This is a genomic window from Sphingopyxis flava (assembly GCF_900168005.1).
GTDB lineage: Bacteria > Pseudomonadota > Alphaproteobacteria > Sphingomonadales > Sphingomonadaceae > Sphingopyxis > Sphingopyxis flava.
Genome location: NZ_FUYP01000006.1, coordinates 139,138 through 155,049 on the forward strand (window position 1 = coordinate 139,138; position 15,912 = coordinate 155,049).

Genomic DNA, 15,912 nt, shown 5'->3' on the forward strand with positions numbered 1-15,912 from the left:
CGATGCGGGCCTGGGCCATCATGCTGTCCGGCCTCCTCATTTGGGCGGCGCATTTCTTCATTCTCTACGGGATCGGCGAATTCATCGGCGATGGATTCGCGTCTCGCCTTGCTATCGCCGCGCTGACCGGAGTCTGCCTGGCGATCTGCGCCTTGCTGGCAGCGGCGGTCATGCGGATGCCGCCGCGAGATTTCTTCGGGAAATGGCGGATGCAGCTTGCGTTTGCCGGGCTGGGGATCGGCGCGCTCGCGATCCTTTGGCAGGGTTTGCCCGCGCTGCTCGCGTAGAGATCGTCGCGCGACCAATCGCCGGAATGACGGACGGGGAGGCGGCTCTCAGCCCGCTCCCTTCAGCGTGATAACCTCTCCCGACGCCCCCGCGTCGCCCGCGGCGGCGGCCAGCATATGATCATGCTCGGCAAAGACCCGTTCGATATCTTCGCGCTTTTCGAAAATGAGCTTGGCGACGCCGGCGGTCATGCCTCCTTCTTCGCCGACCCGGCCGAGGACACTCGCCAAGTCGGCAAGAGTCGCGCGCTCCGGCGTGGGGTGAAGACCCCCCTTGTCGTCGCGATAAGCTGTGCATTCGATCGCCATGAAGTCCATCCGCCTTGTTTCAAATGATAAAACGCTCTGCCGTGCAAATGGATGCATTCATCTGGCACTGGGGAACTTGAGCAAAAGGAGCCCGTTGGCACCGTCGAGGTCTGCGGGGAATGGCAGGCCTGCGGCGAGGGGCACTTCCTTTTGGCTCCTTCGCCTCATGCAAAGGAGTAACCATGCGTAAGATTGTTATGATGTCCGCTGTGGCGGCAAGCTTTGTGATGGCGCCGATGGCGGCGATGGCTCAGGAGACGAGCACGCCCGCGCCGACCGAAGAACCGGCCCCGGCGCCCGCGCCTGACGAGGAGCCTGCGCCGACCACTGACCCTGCTCCGAGCGACCAGCCGGCGCCCGCTCCGACGCCGGACAAGGAGCCCGCGCCTTCGGATCAGCCGGCTCCTGCTCCGAGCGAAGAGCCGGCTCCGGATCCGCAGGGCTGATCCGCGCTTTTTTTGCGCCTATCGCCAGGAGGGCGGCAAGGGAGACTTTGCCGCCCTTCGCGTGCGCTCATTGCGCGGGCGGAAAGCTTACCGATACGCAGCTTCCCCGGCCGACCTCGCTCGCGATGTCGAGCTGACCCTGGTGCCGCTCGCTGATATGCTTGACGATCGCGAGTCCGAGCCCCGTTCCACCCACCGCACGGCTGCGCGCTTCGTCGGCGCGGTAGAAGCGCTCGGTGAGCCGGGGCAGGTGCGCAGGCGCGATACCGTCACCCTCGTCGCTGATGCTGAGGCGCACGCGGCCGGACGTGCGTTCGAGCCTGACGATGATCGGCGTCCCTGCGCGGCCATATTTCATCGCGTTCGTGATGATATTGTGCGCAAGCTGTGCGAGCTGCGCTGTATCGCCCAGTATCGGCATAGGATCATCGGGCCGCGTCAGGACAATATCCTGCGCGCGCGCGTCGTCGGTTTCGCGCAGCTGCGCAACTGTGTCTCCCACGACGCCCGCAAGATCGACCGGCGCGGTCGGGCGGCGGAAGCGGTCGGCCTCGATGCGCGAGATCGACAAAAGATCGAGGACGAGTTGCTGCATCCGCCGCGCTTCACGCTCGATGATCGCGAGGAAGCGGCGGCGCAGAGCTGGATCGGCATCGCCGTCTGGGTCCTGCAGCGTCTCGACATAGCCCAAAATCGCCGCGAGCGGGGTGCGCAGCTCGTGGCTGGCGTTGGCCACGAAGTCCGACCGCATCCGCTCAGCGGCGTCAATCGCCGAGCGGTCGGAGAGGATGATGATACGCTCGTCCTCAGGCAGCGCGGCGGCGCGCATCGTCCAGCGCTGGCCCGGGCGCGGGAAATCGACGAGGCTGACCTCCTGCGGCGTCCCGGGCTTTCCCGCGTCTGCCAGCCATTCTGCCGCAGCTGGATGGCGAATCGCGGTGCGGATGTCGGCCCCGGCGATATGGGGGCCCAGCAACTCGAGCGCGGCATCATTTGCAAAGGTAACGACATTGCCTCTGGTGCCGATGAACGGATCCGCTTCCTGGCCGGCCCAGCGCGCAAAGCCGGGGTGGCGGAGCAGCGAGGGGGCGGAAGAGGACGGGGCCGAGGCCGCAGTATGCGCCTCGGTTGGCGCCGCGGGGACGGCTAGGTAGAGGATTGCAGCCGCGGCGAAGCCGGCAAGGGTAAGGAGGGCGAGCGCCAGTGCCTGGTCCGGGGCCAACGCTGCGAGAATCGCCGCAATTGCGATCAGCGTCAGCGCGATGATCAGGCTGGATAGGCGATCGAACATCGCGCTGGGGCCTCGCATGCGCAGACCTGGCGTGCAAGCCATTCGCGCATCTTAAATTCTTCCCGGGCGACTGTGCCAAAACGGGATGGGGACGGAGGGCTTGCGGCTTTTCCTTTTCGCGCGGGGGGCGGATGGGCTATGCGCGTCGACATGGAAAAGAGCGACACTCCGGCTGGGTGCATCGGCGAGGCGGATGAGGCCATTCCCTCGCGCCGCAGGATGCTTGCGCTCGGCGCCGCCGGCGTGTCGACGGCGCTCACGATCCGTCCGGCCTTTGCGCAGACCGCCGTGTCGGTGATGAACTGCGAAATTCCCGTGCCCGGCGCTACAGGGGCGGGCCAATATATCGACGGCCAGGGTCAGCTTGTTCCGGCCGGAACCAAGGGAGCCTTCCCCGGTTCGCCGCGTCCCTTCACGGGCGAGGAGGTCAAGCGTGCCTTCCGCGGCCAGACACTGCCGGGCGCAAGCTATGAACAGTCGCAGGCCTATCTCCAGTATATCCGGCGCTTGCAGGCGGGCCAGTCGGGCTTTACCTGTTTCGCATCGATCCAGATGCCTCGCTGACCATCGAATTCCCTTGATGCGATGGCGGCTTTGCTGCGCATCGCAGACAAAGGATATTGCGTGAAACTAGCTTCGCTCAAGGCCGGCCGCGACGGACGGCTCGTTGTCGTGTCGGATGATCTTGCCTGGTGCGCGGATGCTGCGTCCATCGCGCCGACGATGCAGAATGCGCTCGACAATTGGGATGAGGTCGCCCCGCGGCTCGCGGCGCTGGCTAAGGATCTCAACCATGATGTGATTCCGAAGGAGCGCTTTCATGAGCGCGACGCGGCCTCGCCGTTGCCGCGCGCCTTTCAGTGGGCCGATGGCAGCGCCTATGTAAACCATGTCGCGCTGGTCCGGCAGGCCCGCGGAGCCGAGATGCCCGACAGCTTCTGGCACGATCCGCTGATGTACCAGGGCGGCAGCGATGGTTTTCTCGGCCCGCGCGACCCGATTCCGCTTGGTGATCCGGCGTGGGGCTGCGACATGGAAGCTGAAGTTGTCGTGGTGACAGATGACGTGCCGGCGGGCATCGACGCGGCGTCGGCGCGCGACAAGATCCTGCTCGTCGGGCTCACCAACGACGTATCGCTGCGCGGCCTGATCCCGGCCGAGCTCGCCAAAGGGTTCGGCTTCTTTCAGTCCAAGCCCGCAAGCGCGATGTCGCCGGTTTTCGTGACCCCTGCCTCGCTCGGTGACCGGTGGCGCGATGGCAAGCTTCACGGAACGCTTTGCGTTGACCTCAACGGCAAACCGCTCGGCCGCGCCGACGCCGGGGTCGACATGACTTTCGACTTTGGCGCGCTCATCGCGCACGCGGCGAAGACCCGCAACTTGGGGGCCGGGACGATCATCGGGTCGGGCACCGTGTCGAACCGCGACGCGGGCGGGGGGCCGGGCAAGCCGATCGCAGAGGGCGGGCTCGGCTATAGCTGCCTCGCCGAGGTGCGGACGGTCGAGACGATCCTTGAGGGCGAACCCAGAACGCCTTTTCTGAAAAAGGGCGATACTGTGCGCATCTGGATGGATGACGAGCGCCACCACAGCATCTTCGGGGCGATCGAGCAGCAGGTCGCCTGACACCAAAAGGGGCGGGAGATGCCTCCCGCCCCCCTATGGCCGAACCTCGGTCCGCTTGGTCAGGACATCGACCCCGCGAGCGCGTCCTTGAGCGAACAAGCCGCGGGTCCGAGGATCACGATGAACAGGCAAGGCAGGATGAAGAGGATCAGCGGCACCGTCATGATTGCCGGGAGCCGGGCTGCCTTCTCCTCGGCGCGCATCATGCGCTCGTTACGGAATTCGGCCGAAAGAACGCGCAAGGCGCTCGCAAGCGGCGTGCCGTATTTCTCGGTCTGGATCATGGTCGTGACGACGCCCTTCACCGATTCAAGATCGACGCGATAGGCGAGGTTCTCGAACGCCTGACGGCGCTCGGTGAGAAAGCCAAGTTCAATCGAGGTCAGCGCGAACTCCTCGCCGAGTTCGGGATAGGCGCGGCCCAGTTCTTTGGCGACTCGGCTGAAGGCAGCGTCGACGGTCAAGCCGGCCTCGGCGCAGATCACGAGGAGGTCGAGCGCGTCGGGAAGCCCCTTTCGGATGGCGTCGGTGCGCTTCTGCCGTTTGTTATCGACGAAGAGGTCGGGCGCCTTGTAGCCGAGGAGCAGCGCCCCCATCGTCGCGGCGGAGCGCTTGAAGGGAGTGAGGTCGGGCCAGAGATCGATGCCATAGATCAGCAAGGCGGCAAGACCGCCGAGGAGGATCGGCAGCACGAGCCGCCCAAAGATCACCGCAACCGCCAGATCCTTCGAGCGGATGCCGGCCTGCGCGAGCCTTTGCTGCACATCCTTGATCTGCTCGTCCTGAAGCACCTGCAGCTTGCCGAGGAAGCTGCGCATCTTGTCGGCCGTCTGGTTCTTGCGAACCAGTTTTACGCGGCGCTTTGCGGTCGAGGCGGTGATGCCCGCTTTGAGCTGCTCGCGGCGGTCGTTGAGGGCCTTGACGCGCTTGGCCATCGGATCGCGCACGGTGAGCGCGCCGTAGACGGCGAGCAGCACGGCAAAGACGCCGACCGCAGCGAGCATCGTCGCCGCCCAGACGACGTCGACGCCCATCAGCGTGGGTCCGGCCTGGCGTCCGGAGAAGGCGACGAGGAGAAGATTGCTGTTCACGGCCGTCTCCTCAGATCTCGAAGCTGATCATGCGCGACATGATGAACGCGCCGATGCTCATCCAGACGAGGCCGCCGAGCCCGGTCACGATGAGCCGCTGTTCGTGAAAGAAGCCCGAGAGATATTCGGGATTCATCGTCCACACGATGCCGAACACGAAGAAGGGTAGGGCACCGACGATATAGGCCGAGGCCTTGGCCTCCGACGACATCGCGCGGATCTTGAGCTTCATCTGTGCGCGCTTGCGCAGCACGTCCGAGAGATTGCCGAGCGTCTCAGCCAGATTGCCGCCCGTCTCTCGCTGGATAGCGATCGTGATGCAGAAAAACTGGAACTCGGGGGTTGCGAGCATCTCGGCCGATTCCTGAAGCGCGGCCTCCATCGTGTTGCCGATGCGGATGCGCTCGACCACCCCGCGAAATTCCTCACCGACGGGCCCGGGAAGCTCCTGGCTGACGACCTGGAAGGTCTCGGTCACCGGAAGCCCCGATTTGAGGCCGCGAACGAGCAGGTCGATGGCGTCGGGAAAACGGGCATTGAAGGCCGCGACGCGCCGCTTGATCAGCCGGCCCGTCGCCAAATAGGGCAGGCCGACCGCCGCCATCACGCCGATCAATGCGGCGAGCACGAAGGGTGTGCGAAGGACGAGGAGCGCGCCGGTCATCACCACGAACAGCCCCATCGATGCGAACATATACTGGCTGACCGTCCAGCCCTTGCCCGTCCGGCGCAGGCGCAATTCCATCTGCTCGCGCCGCGGCATGAGGCTCGTGAGGCTGCTGCCTTGTCCGCTGGCCGCCTGGATCGTCTTGCGCATCTGGGCTGCAACCACCGCTTCTGTTGAAGCGGCATGACGGTCCTTCATCATCGCAAGGCGGCGGCTCTTCGCCTTGCTGACCGAAGGTCCGCCGAACAGCAGAACGACGAAGACGAAAGCCAGGAAGCAGGCTGCGATAATCAGCGTAGGCAGGGTCATGATCGTACGTCCGATTGGCGATGGGAACGATAGTGGGCCACTTTGACCGGCGGACTCGTCACAACTGTTTTGCGGTCTTTTTCGTCACCAGATTGCCAAGGCTGCCGAGCTTGCCGAGAAGCGAGGCACCCGATTGGCCGCGGGCCGAGGCGGAGACTTCCTCGGCCTCTTCGGCGCCGTCGAGGACGAGGCGCATCAGATGCGTCCACACCTGACCTGCCTTGGTGCCCTTGCAAATCTCGGCATAGGATTTGCCAAGCTTTGCCGACTGGCTGACCAGCCTCGGATCGAACGGGATGGTGACGTCCACATCGCGTTCGATCGAGGATTCGAACTCCTTGCGCGAAAGCTCGCCAATCGTGCTCTGGAACTTGTTGGCCACCAGGATGACGCGCGCGCTCGGCACATTCTGCTTGAACCAGGACAAGAGCCGGATCGTGTCGCGCGCCGCGGCGAGCGTGACGTCGCTGACGAGCAGGATCGTTCCCGCTTCTGCCACAAGGTGCGGGAAGGGGATCAGCACCTGGCGCGGAATGTCGACGATCGTCATTTCGAACGCGTTGCGCAGCTCTTCTTCCAGCTGGAAGAAGGCGGAGCCGTCCGTCATCACCGGCTGGTGGATCGGCGCTTCGGCCGACAAAAGGCTAAGCTTGTCCGAGGCGCGAACCATCGCGCGCTCGATGAACAGGCCGTCGATGCGGCTCGGATTGTCGATCGCGTCGATCAGGCCGCGCCCCGGCTCAAGGTCGAGCGTCAGCGCGCCAGTCCCGAAATGGATGTCGAGATCGAGGAGCGCCGTCTGGCGGCCGGCCTGCTCGCTCATCACCCAGGCGAGCGAGGTCGAAACGAGCGAGGCGCCCACGCCGCCGCGCACACCGACCACTGCGGTCATGTGATGCGGCTTGTCGTCGAGCATGTCCGCATGTTTGGGCGCAGCCAGCATCGCCTGCGCCATGGTCAGCGATTCACGGACCTGGTCAAGCGACAGGGGCTTCAGGAGATAATCCTGGATTCCGCTCGAAAGAAGATCGCGATAGAGGCGCACGTCATTGACCTGCCCGGCGGCGATCACGACGGTGCCCGGCTCGCACACTTCGGCAAGCGCGTTGATGTCGTTGATGGGATCGCCTGATTCGGACATGTCGACGAACAGGATGTTCGGGCTCGCCGACACGGAGAGCGACTGGACGGCATTGCGAAGACCGCCCTTGTTGCACTTCTCAATAGGCCAGCCCATGTCGGCCGCGGCGATGCGGATCAGCTCCAGCGTATCATCGTCGCACACGAAGGCGTTAAAGGGCTCACGCAGCCCGATTGCTTTGAAAGGCGCGTTCATTTGCCACCCCCGTTCGTCGTTTCACCCCGCAGTTCGCCGGCTCCCGTCGGCGGCTTTTCCCGATAGGTCTTGATGGCGCGGCTTGCGGTATTCGGATCGTACCGCTCGCCGGCAGCCCCCTTGATGAGGTCATTGGGGTCGGAGACCATCGCGGCGAGATTGCTGTTCGTCGCGCAGCCGTAGTTGGACGAGGTTGCGTTGTTGGGATTGATCGAGGACTTGCTCGCCCAATCGGGGCAGCCCGGCACATAGGCCGATGCGCGCGTCAGGACGATACGGATATGGCCCGGCGGGATTGCGCCCGTAGTGACGGGCGCATCGGTGCCAACGAGCAGGCCGCGGCGTTCGACGATCGCCCGCACCGCGGCTTGCGCGCCGTCATTGCCATAGGCGGCAGGGTCCTCGATCGCGATCCGGTCGCCGTAGCGCAGGCCCATCGCATCGAACCAGCCCTGAAGACGGCCCTGCTCGCTCGGCGGGAGTTCGCCGCCGGTGGCCGCGACGTCGAATTGGTAGATGTGATTGCGCACGACCGGCTGGTGCACCGAATCGAGGCCCATATTGCTGTTGGCACTGCCCGTGCAGCCCGCAAGCGTCGTGACCAGTGCGAGCGTCGTCCAAGTTGCGATTTTCTTCATCACTTTGCTCCCTGAAAACCAGCGCGTCACTTGATGCTGAAGCCAGGCGATACGTCGTCACCGCCGCGTAGCCGGTCGGCGTCGCCCGCCGAGGTGTCGAGGCGCGGCTTGGGCCGATCGCCGCCGCTCACGCCGTTGCTTGTCTGGTTGAGAAACAATCGCGCCGCGTCGTTCGCAACCTGATAGGCATCGGTTGGAAGCTTGATATCGTTCGCCGAAACCGGGTTCACCAGATAGGGGGTCACGACAATGACCAGTTCGGTTTCGCCGCGGCGGAAGCTGTCCGACTTGAACAAGGTGCCAAGGATCGGCACATCGCCAAGGCCTGGCATCTTGTCGATCGCGCCGATCGCGCGGTTGTTCATCAGGCCGGCGATCATGAAGCTCTCGCCTGAGCCGAGTTCGACGGTCGTCTCGGCGCGGCGGATCGTCAGCGCGGGGATCTGGAAGCCTTCCATCTCGATTGCGCCTTCGGTCGACAGCTCCGAAACCTCGGGCCGCACGCGCAGGCTGATGCGGCCATTCGACAGCACGGTGGGCGTGTAGGCGAGGCTCACACCATATTTGCGATATTCGATCGTCGTTCCCGCAAAATTGCCGGGGATCGGAATCGGGAATTCGCCGCCTGCGAGGAAATCGGCAGTTTCACCCGAGATCGCCGTGAGGTTGGGCTGCGCGAGCGTCACCACCATTCCCGAACGCTCGCCCATGTCGAGCGAGGCGATAAGGTCGAGACCAAAGAGGCGGCCCGCCCCTGCGATACTGCGCGTACCGCTAGGCGTCGTAATCTGGTAAGCCGTCGACCCGGGGGGGATCGGCGGATCGCCTTCTCCTGGATAAAGAATGTTACCGGCGGTGCGGCCGCCGAAGACCCCGCCGAGGAAGCCGTTACCAAGGGGGCCATCGCGGTCGCGGGTGAGGATATTGCCGCTGATTTCCTTGACCAGCGAGCGGTTCACCTCGGCGATGCGGACCTGCAGGTTGACCTGGAGCGGCGTCGCGGTGCGCAGGCGGGAGAGCACTTTGGTCCCTTCGCCGACGAAGGCCTGCACCAGCCGTTCAGCCTCGGCGGCATCGTCGGGCGACTCCACCGTGCCGGTGAGCAGCACGAAGCCGTTCATCGTGTTTGCCGCGATTTTCGCCTCGGGCATGGCGAGCGAGAGCATCTGGTCGATCGTCTCGATATTGTTCCCGACGCGCGCGACGGTCGAATAGACCACCCGGCCGCTGGCGTCGGTGGCATAGATGCTCGTCTCGCCCGGCGCCTTGCCGAATATGTAGAGCTGGCGCGCCGAGCGAACCTGGACGTCGGCTACCCCGTCGTTCGCGACGAAGACGTCGACCATCGGGGCGGGCAGGCTGATCAGACGGCCGCGGCCCACCGACAGGTCGATGCTCGAGCTCGCATTCTGGGTCGCTTGCGCCGAGGCCTGTTGCGACGGGGCGGAAATCAGGGCCGCCGAGACCAGGCCGATGGCCAGGGTCCGGGCCAGCGCGGCCGCCTTCATTTTGGCTTTGCGGTTCATCTTACTTTCCCCCAACCGGAACTTCGGTCGTCTTGTCACCGCGGGTCACGCGAACGACTGGACCGCTCGACATCGGCGCCGGGCGTCCGCCCGCTGCCGGAGCACCCGCATAGGCAGCCTGCTGCGGCGCGGCTCCGCTGCCTCCGACGCGGCCCCTCACCGGGATCCAGAAGCGCGATACGTCGCCGCCCGTTGTGGCCGAGGTGCGGCCTGATGTCGGGCGCGCCGCGACTTCGGCGAGCATCTTGCGCTCAGCGGCGGTGCCGCCCGTTGCGGGCACATCGATCTCGCCCGAGGCAATCGCGGCCTCGAGTTCGCCGCTCGTTTCAGCAAGCGGGCGCAGGGCGAGCGAAAGCTTGCCCATATTCTGCGCAACAGCGATCTTCTCGGCAATTTCAGGCGTCGCCTCGAGCGTCACCGAGCCGAAGGTGCGAACCGGCGTCTTGCCGGTTTCGTCTTTTGCGTCGTAGCGCTGGTCGGTCGCAAGAACGCGGACGTTGCGCACGATCGTCTCCGCCGTAAACAGCTGATCGTCGGGATAGGCGCCGCCCTCCTTGACCTCGATCGTCTGCGACAGCACGACGTCGACCCGGTCGCCGGGGAAGACAAAGCCCGCAACGCCCTGTTCCTGCGAGACCTTGACGGTCACGGCGCGCATGCCGGGGCCAAGGGCCGCGGCGAGGAAGCCGCGATCGTCAGGATGAACGAGCGCGCCCTGGGTGAGCGGTTCGCCCGCGGTGATCGGAAAACGCACGACCGTTCCGACCAGCGAATTGACGTCGGTATTCTCTTTCAGGAAATAGGCTTTCTCGACCAGGTCCTTCGGCCAGGGTTGAAACCTGAAGCTGTCCGGGCCGATGATCGTGCCAGCGGGCAGCTGCCGCGTTGCCACGAGGATTGTCGGTCCGGAAATTTCCGGCGCCGCCGCTGCGCGCGCGGTCGGTGCCGAGGCCCCGCGCATCATCTGGTTGACCCCAAAAGCCGCGCCCACTGCAACGATCAGCGCGCCGACGATCAGCATTATCTTTCGCGTATCCATGACGATTTTTCGCCCTCCTGCACGCACCGGAAACGGCCGTGCTTTCCCTCAAGCCGATGCGATAGACTGAAACTGGTTAAGATAATGTTGGTGAAGCGCCCAAAGACCCGCCGCCGCGATCGCAACCCCGTAGGGGACCTCAATCGGCGTGTCGGATGGACGCAGTTTGATGTATATGAGCATGGCGGCGGACAGCAGTCCGCCGGCGATCGCCATCACGGTGAGCGTCGGCATGAACAAAGGCAGCGGGATCCAGAGCATCACCGCGCCGATCATCTTGACGTCTCCGCCGCCCATGGCGCCGATTGCGAAGAGCCCGACAAAAGCCAGGAAGACGCCCAGGGCGGCCCCGAGCTGAAGCGGGATGTCGGGCCAGGCCATGAGACCGCTCGCAAGCCAGAAGGGGATGGCGAGAAGGGCCATCGCTCCGTTCAGCGCATTGGAAATCGTGCGCGAGCGCAAGTCGCTGATCGCAGCAGCGATCATCAGCGCGGCGAGAAGTGCCATCAGGCCAAGAGCGGTCGGATTGTGTCCCACAGCATTTCCGGTAGCAAGGATGGCTTACCAAAGCGTAACCATGTTGACGGCCGCCACCCGGCTTGCATTCCCCGCGCGGGGCGATATGCGCCTTGGCATGAGCGACGCGCCGACCCATGCCACCGATATTCTGATTGTCGGCGCCGGGATTGCGGGGGCGAGCCTCGCGGCCGCGCTCGCGCCGCACCGGCAGATTGTGATGATCGAGGCGGAGGATCGCCCCGGCGTTCACGCCACCGGACGTTCGGCCGCCTTCTGGCACGAAAGCTATGGCGGGGTCGGCATACAGCCGCTTTCGGCCGCCTCCTACGCCGCGCTCGCGCACCCCCCGGCCGATCTTTCCGATCGTCCCTTTCTTACGCCGCGAGCGGCGCTTACGATCGGGCGCCGCGAGGAAAGGGAAGCGGTCGACGCTTTTACGGGGGCCTTTGCCGCCAAGGGCGTCGACGTCGTGCGTCTTGGGACGGCCGAGATGAGAGAAAAAGTGCCGGGCATTCGCTCCGACTGGACCGAGGCTGCCTATGAGGCGGCGTGCAGCGATATCGACGTCGCGGCGCTCCACGCCGCCTATTTGCGCGCAGCAAAGCGCGCAGGCGCAATGCTGGTTCCGCGCGCGCGGCTCGTCGCGGCGAGCCGGCGGCGCGGGCGTTGGCATGTCGAGACGGGGCGGGGCGAGATGATCGCGGATGTCATCGTGAACGCGGCGGGCGCCTGGGCGGACGGGGTCGCAGCGGCCTGCGGCGTCGAACCGCTCGCCATTCAGCCGTATCGGCGCACCGTGCTCCAGGTGCGACTCGGCGTGCCGGTGCCGGCCGCCCTGCCGCTGATCGTCCATGTGGGCGGCCAATTCTATTTCAAGGGTGAGAGCGAGGGCCGCATTTGGCTGAGCCCGCATGATGAAACGCCTTCCGAGCCCTGCGATGCGGCGCCCGAGGAAATCGACGTCGCGCTCGCGATCGAGCGGCTCCAGGGGGCGGTCGACTGGCCGGTCGCCGCGGTCGAGCGCAAATGGGCGGGACTGCGAAGCTTCGCGCCCGACCGTCTGCCGGTGTTCGGCGCGGACCCTCGCGAGCCTGCGTTCATCTGGTGCGCGGGGCAGGGCGGATTCGGCATCCAGACCTCGCCTGCCATTTCCGCGCTGCTTGCAGCCCAGCTCGGGGCGCCGGCGCCCGGGGGCGCGATCGGGGCGGTCGATCCCCGCCCATATGCGCCGGGCCGCTTTTCCTGACCCATCGAAGCGCTTGCGCGCCGCGGCGAGCGCCTTAACATGGGTTAGCCGCGCATCCTGGCGGCTCCGCTTGGTGGAGGACCCGATGGCTCATTATTTCGAGATCAAGAAGAACAAGGCAGGCGAATTCGTCGCCTATTTCAAATATAATAGCGAAACCATCTTTTGGACCGAGGGCTACAGCAGCAAGGCCTCGGCGAAGAACGCCATCGAATCGATCAAGAAGAATGGGCCCGGCGCCGAGACGCGCGAAGCTGAGTAGGTTTGATAAGCCGGTGCGGGGCGCTTAGCGCGCCCGCGCCGCGGCAAGCGCCGCGTCACTTGCAAGCCGGTCGGCAAGCTCATTGTCGCCGTGCCCGGCGTGGCCCTTGACCCACAGCCATTCGATCTCGTGCCTTTTTGTCTCGGCCGCGAGGCGCTGCCACAGATCGGCGTTTGCGACGGGCTTTTTCGCGGCGGTCTTCCAGCCGTTCCGTTGCCAGCCGTGGATCCATTTCGTGATGCCGTCGCGAACATAGACGCTGTCGGTGGACAACTCGACGCGGCAGCTGCGCTTCAATGTGGCCAGCGCCTCGATCGCGGCCATCAATTCCATCCGGTTGTTGGTGGTCTCCGCCTCACCGCCCGATATCGTCTTCACGACATCGCCCCAGCGCAGCACCGCACCCCAGCCGCCCGGGCCCGGATTGCCCTTGCATGCGCCGTCGGTCGCAACGATCACGGTTCTGCCTGGGCTCGCCGTCATGCCGCAAAAAGGTCCATCGCATCGGGAGCAGAGTAGCGGCGCAGCCGCGCGAGAAAGGGCGAGGGGTCCTTGCGCGTCACGAGCGCGCCTGCGGGCGTGTGGATCCAGTCGTGGGCGCGTGTCAGCAGGAAACGGAGCGAGGCGCCGCGCGCGAGGAGGGGCAAGGCGGCGATCTCTTCGCCGGTGAGCGCGATCTCGCGCGCATAGCCGCGCATCAAGGCCGCGGCGCGCGCCGGATCGCAGCGTTTTCCGTCGGAGGAGAAGGTCCATGACGCGTGCGTGACGGCAAGATCATAGGCGCGATAGTCACTCGCGGCGAAATAGAAGTCGATCAGCCCCGTCACCTCGTCGCCGAGCATGAGCACATTGTCGGGAAATAGGTCTGCGTGGATAACATGCGAGGGGAGGCCGGAAGGCCAGTGCGCGTCCAGATAGTCGAGTTCGGCATCGACGATCGCGCCCAGTCCCGGCAGCACCGTGTCGAGATCACCCGCGGCCTTTGCGATCTCGCGCCAATGCCGATATCCCATATTGTTCTCGCGAGCGCCCGCGAAATCTTCAAGCGCCCGGTGGGTCCGGGCGAGCGCGGCGCCGGCAGCTTCGCACTGGGCGGCGCTCGGGCGGGTCAGCGAGATGCCGGGAAGGAACTGGATAATGCAGGCAGCGCGCCCCGAAATCTGCTGGATCGCCGCACCGCTGCGGTCGCGGATCATCGCGGGCACCGGGCAGCCCTTGGCAGCGAGATGGCCAAGCAGGTCGACGAAAAAGGGCAGCTCGTCGGCGCGGACGCGCTTTTCATAGAGCGTCAGGATAAAACGCCCGTTCGTCGTCTCCAGGAGGAAATTGCTGTTCTCAACGCCTTCGGCAATGCCCTTGCACGACCGGACGGTCCCGATGTCGTAGCGGGCAATGAGAGCGGCCAGGTCGTCGGGATCGACCTCGGTATAGACCGCCATCAGTTTTCGAGCCCGCGCGGCAGCTTGAAGATCATATTCTCCTGCGCCGTGACGACGACGTCCTCGACGATTCTGCGGTGCTTCGCCACGGCAGCGATTACTTCGCGCACGAGCGTCTCGGGCGCGCTCGCGCCCGCGGTGATGCCGAGCGTTGCGATATCCGCCAGCCATTCGAGTGCAATATCCTCGCCGCGCTGAACGAGGTGCGCGGGGGTGCCGAGCCGCTCGGCAACCTCAACGAGGCGAAGGCTGTTCGAGCTGTTCGGAGCACCGATCACGATCATCCGGTCGCACCGGCCCGCGATCGCCTTTACCGCGGCCTGCCGGTTCGATGTCGCGTAACAGATGTCCTCTCCGCGGGGCCCCTGGATGCCCGGAAAGCGGTGCTCAAGCGCGGCGACGATGTCGCGCGTATCGTCAACGGACAAGGTCGTCTGGGTGAGATAGGCGAGCATCCCAGGATCGGGCGGCGTCAGGCGGGCGACATCGTCGACCGATTCGACCAGCGTCATCGCGCCTTCGGGAAGCTGCCCGAGCGTGCCCACGACCTCGGGATGCCCCGCATGGCCGATGAAGACGATGTGGCGTCCTGCCTCATGCGCGCGCTCTGCCTGCCGGTGCACTTTCGAGACCAAGGGGCAGGTCGCGTCGATATAATCGAGCCCGCGCGCTGCGGCCTTCGCGGGCACAGCCTTGGGAACGCCGTGCGCGCTGAACACCACCGGAACGCCATCGGGGACCTGATCGAGCGATTCGACGAAGACTGCGCCCTGGGCCTTCAGCTTGTCGACGACATAGCGATTGTGGACGATTTCATGGCGCACATAGACGGGCGCCCCGAAGCGTTCGATCGCGAGTTCGACGATGCGGATCGCCCGGTCGACGCCGGCGCAGAATCCGCGCGGCGCCGCGATCAATACCTTGAGTTCCGCCGTTTCGGCCGGAAGCGGGGACGCCATTTTGAGCGGTGCGTTCATGCTGCAGCGCTCTAGCGTAGGTGGCCGTCTGCGGTAAAGCGGCTTGTGGGGCGGGCGCCTGCCTGTTGCGCCTCGTTCATCGCACCGATAAGAAGCGGCGCGCATGGAGCGGGAACGACCCCGCCCCGTCCCGCCGATTGGAAAGCCTGACCCTTATGAAGCCGACTTCCTCCTCGTCCCGCAAGACCATCGCCATCCTTTGCGGGGTCGCGGCCATGGCGACGGCGGCCGGCTGCGGACGCGACAATGAGCTCGACATCTCGGCGGGGGTCGGCGTCACCGCGACGCGCGACAAATGCCCCGCGGTCGCGATTCCGCTGCATACCGGCGACATTACTCTGTTCGACCCGGCGACGCGCCGCGACGCGGCCGCGATCGACGTCGTAGCGACGATCACCAAGCTCACGCCCCAGTGCAACGACACGGGCGAGAAAATCTATCAGCTCGCCGATTTCGACGTCGTGGCCACGCGCCGCGATGCGGGACCTCCCCGCAGCGTGACCTTGCCCTATTTCGCAACGGTCGTGCAGGGCGGGACCGCGGTGGTGGCGAAGCGCCTTGGTCAGGTGACCGTCAGCTTTGCCGATGGCGAGACCCGCGGGTCGGGCCATGCGCAGGCGTCGGCCTATGTCGATGCGGCCGCGGCGACCTTGCCCGCCGACATTCAGGAGCGCATCACGCGCAAGCGCAAGCCTGGTGATGCCGATGCGGCTATCGATCCGCTCAGCCTTCCCGAGGTGAGGGCGGCGGTGCAGCGCGCCAGCTTTGAACTGCTCGTCGGCTTCCAGCTGACGCCCGAACAGCTCGAATATAACGTCCGACGATAGGTGCCGCGATGGCGCGGCGGCGCCCGTCGCATCGTCGATGCCCTGCGGCGCCCGGCGGCGGCGCAGGGCTTTTCGTG

19 protein-coding genes are annotated in these 15,912 nt (G+C 65.5%); 7 read left to right on the top strand and 12 right to left on the bottom strand.

Translation table 11 applies throughout. The features are described 5' to 3' along the window. Nucleotides 1-2 precede the first annotated feature (2 nt). Nucleotides 3-287, top strand: a complete 285-nt coding sequence (locus B5X69_RS06845) for a hypothetical protein (protein ID WP_079637937.1) — start codon at nt 3-5, stop codon at nt 285-287. 48 nt (nt 288-335) lie between these two features. On the opposite strand, the gene B5X69_RS06850 is transcribed toward B5X69_RS06845, so the two are convergent. Continuing rightward, the gene (locus B5X69_RS06850; protein ID WP_079638020.1) at nt 336-596 is read right to left on the bottom strand and encodes a hypothetical protein; all 261 of its coding nucleotides are present in this window, start codon (nt 594-596) and stop codon (nt 336-338) included. Between the two features lie 182 nt (nt 597-778). On the opposite strand from B5X69_RS06850, the gene B5X69_RS06855 reads away from it, so the two are divergent. Then, the gene (locus tag B5X69_RS06855) at nt 779-1,042 is read left to right on the top strand and encodes a hypothetical protein (protein WP_139375696.1); all 264 of its coding nucleotides are present in this window, start codon (nt 779-781) and stop codon (nt 1,040-1,042) included. Between the two features lie 67 nt (nt 1,043-1,109). On the opposite strand, the gene B5X69_RS06860 is transcribed toward B5X69_RS06855, so the two are convergent. Next, nucleotides 1,110-2,333, bottom strand: a complete 1,224-nt coding sequence (locus B5X69_RS06860) for a sensor histidine kinase (RefSeq protein ID WP_079637939.1) — start codon at nt 2,331-2,333, stop codon at nt 1,110-1,112. A 150-nt stretch (nt 2,334-2,483) separates the two neighbouring features. Here B5X69_RS06860 and B5X69_RS06865 point away from each other — a divergent pair, with 150 nt between their 5' ends. Together B5X69_RS06865 and B5X69_RS06870 are read left to right on the top strand one after the other, a co-directional pair. Then, nucleotides 2,484-2,897, top strand: coding sequence for a hypothetical protein (locus B5X69_RS06865; RefSeq protein WP_139375697.1), 414 nt, complete (start codon nt 2,484-2,486; stop codon nt 2,895-2,897). Nucleotides 2,898-2,957: 60 nt separating this feature from the next. Continuing rightward, nucleotides 2,958-3,959, top strand: coding sequence for a fumarylacetoacetate hydrolase family protein (locus B5X69_RS06870; protein WP_079638021.1), 1,002 nt, complete (start codon nt 2,958-2,960; stop codon nt 3,957-3,959). 59 nt (nt 3,960-4,018) lie between these two features. Here B5X69_RS06870 and B5X69_RS06875 read toward each other — a convergent pair whose 3' ends face one another. The 7 genes from B5X69_RS06875 to B5X69_RS06905 form a co-directional block, all read right to left on the bottom strand. Further along, nucleotides 4,019-4,993 (bottom strand): type II secretion system F family protein, encoded by a 975-nt coding sequence (locus tag B5X69_RS06875; RefSeq protein WP_079638023.1) that lies wholly within the window; start codon nt 4,991-4,993, stop codon nt 4,019-4,021. 67 nt (nt 4,994-5,060) lie between these two features. Next, nucleotides 5,061-6,026: a type II secretion system F family protein gene (locus B5X69_RS06880; RefSeq protein ID WP_079637941.1), complete on the bottom strand. Its 966-nt coding sequence runs from the start codon at nt 6,024-6,026 to the stop codon at nt 5,061-5,063. Between the two features lie 58 nt (nt 6,027-6,084). After that, complete coding sequence (locus B5X69_RS06885) at nt 6,085-7,362, bottom strand: pilus assembly protein CpaE (RefSeq protein ID WP_079637942.1); 1,278 nt, start codon at nt 7,360-7,362, stop codon at nt 6,085-6,087. Beyond that, a complete protein-coding gene (locus B5X69_RS06890) occupies nt 7,359-8,000 on the bottom strand; it encodes a CpaD family pilus assembly protein (RefSeq protein ID WP_079637943.1) in 642 nt (213 codons plus the stop codon). The genes B5X69_RS06885 and B5X69_RS06890 overlap by 4 nt, the downstream gene beginning before the upstream one ends. 26 nt (nt 8,001-8,026) lie before the next feature. Next, complete coding sequence (locus B5X69_RS06895) at nt 8,027-9,526, bottom strand: type II and III secretion system protein family protein (RefSeq protein ID WP_079637944.1); 1,500 nt, start codon at nt 9,524-9,526, stop codon at nt 8,027-8,029. 1 nt (nt 9,527) lies between these two features. Further along, a complete protein-coding gene (gene cpaB, locus B5X69_RS06900; RefSeq protein WP_079637945.1) occupies nt 9,528-10,565 on the bottom strand; it encodes a Flp pilus assembly protein CpaB in 1,038 nt (345 codons plus the stop codon). A gap of 48 nt (nt 10,566-10,613) precedes the next feature. After that, nucleotides 10,614-11,072 (bottom strand): A24 family peptidase, encoded by a 459-nt coding sequence (locus tag B5X69_RS06905; RefSeq protein WP_079637947.1) that lies wholly within the window; start codon nt 11,070-11,072, stop codon nt 10,614-10,616. Between the two features lie 127 nt (nt 11,073-11,199). Here B5X69_RS06905 and B5X69_RS06910 point away from each other — a divergent pair, with 127 nt between their 5' ends. Together B5X69_RS06910 and B5X69_RS06915 are read left to right on the top strand one after the other, a co-directional pair. Continuing rightward, the gene (locus B5X69_RS06910) at nt 11,200-12,330 is read left to right on the top strand and encodes an NAD(P)/FAD-dependent oxidoreductase (RefSeq protein ID WP_079638024.1); all 1,131 of its coding nucleotides are present in this window, start codon (nt 11,200-11,202) and stop codon (nt 12,328-12,330) included. Nucleotides 12,331-12,415: 85 nt separating this feature from the next. Further along, nucleotides 12,416-12,592 (top strand): YegP family protein, encoded by a 177-nt coding sequence (locus B5X69_RS06915; protein WP_079637949.1) that lies wholly within the window; start codon nt 12,416-12,418, stop codon nt 12,590-12,592. Between the two features lie 24 nt (nt 12,593-12,616). On the opposite strand, the gene rnhA is transcribed toward B5X69_RS06915, so the two are convergent. Genes rnhA through ispH form a run of 3 tightly spaced genes read right to left on the bottom strand, consistent with a single transcriptional unit; the run spans nt 12,617 to nt 15,008 of the window. After that, nucleotides 12,617-13,075: a ribonuclease HI gene (rnhA, locus tag B5X69_RS06920; RefSeq protein WP_079637950.1), complete on the bottom strand. Its 459-nt coding sequence runs from the start codon at nt 13,073-13,075 to the stop codon at nt 12,617-12,619. Continuing rightward, nucleotides 13,072-14,031, bottom strand: coding sequence for a homoserine kinase (thrB, locus tag B5X69_RS06925; protein ID WP_079637951.1), 960 nt, complete (start codon nt 14,029-14,031; stop codon nt 13,072-13,074). Before thrB ends, rnhA begins: the two co-directional genes overlap by 4 nt. After that, nucleotides 14,031-15,008: a 4-hydroxy-3-methylbut-2-enyl diphosphate reductase gene (gene ispH / locus B5X69_RS06930; protein ID WP_079637953.1), complete on the bottom strand. Its 978-nt coding sequence runs from the start codon at nt 15,006-15,008 to the stop codon at nt 14,031-14,033. Before ispH ends, thrB begins: the two co-directional genes overlap by 1 nt. Before the next feature lie 155 nt (nt 15,009-15,163). On the opposite strand from ispH, the gene B5X69_RS06935 reads away from it, so the two are divergent. After that, on the top strand, nt 15,164-15,835 hold the full coding sequence (locus B5X69_RS06935; RefSeq protein ID WP_079637954.1) for a hypothetical protein: 672 nt from the start codon (nt 15,164-15,166) through the stop codon (nt 15,833-15,835). Nucleotides 15,836-15,912: the final 77 nt, after the last annotated feature.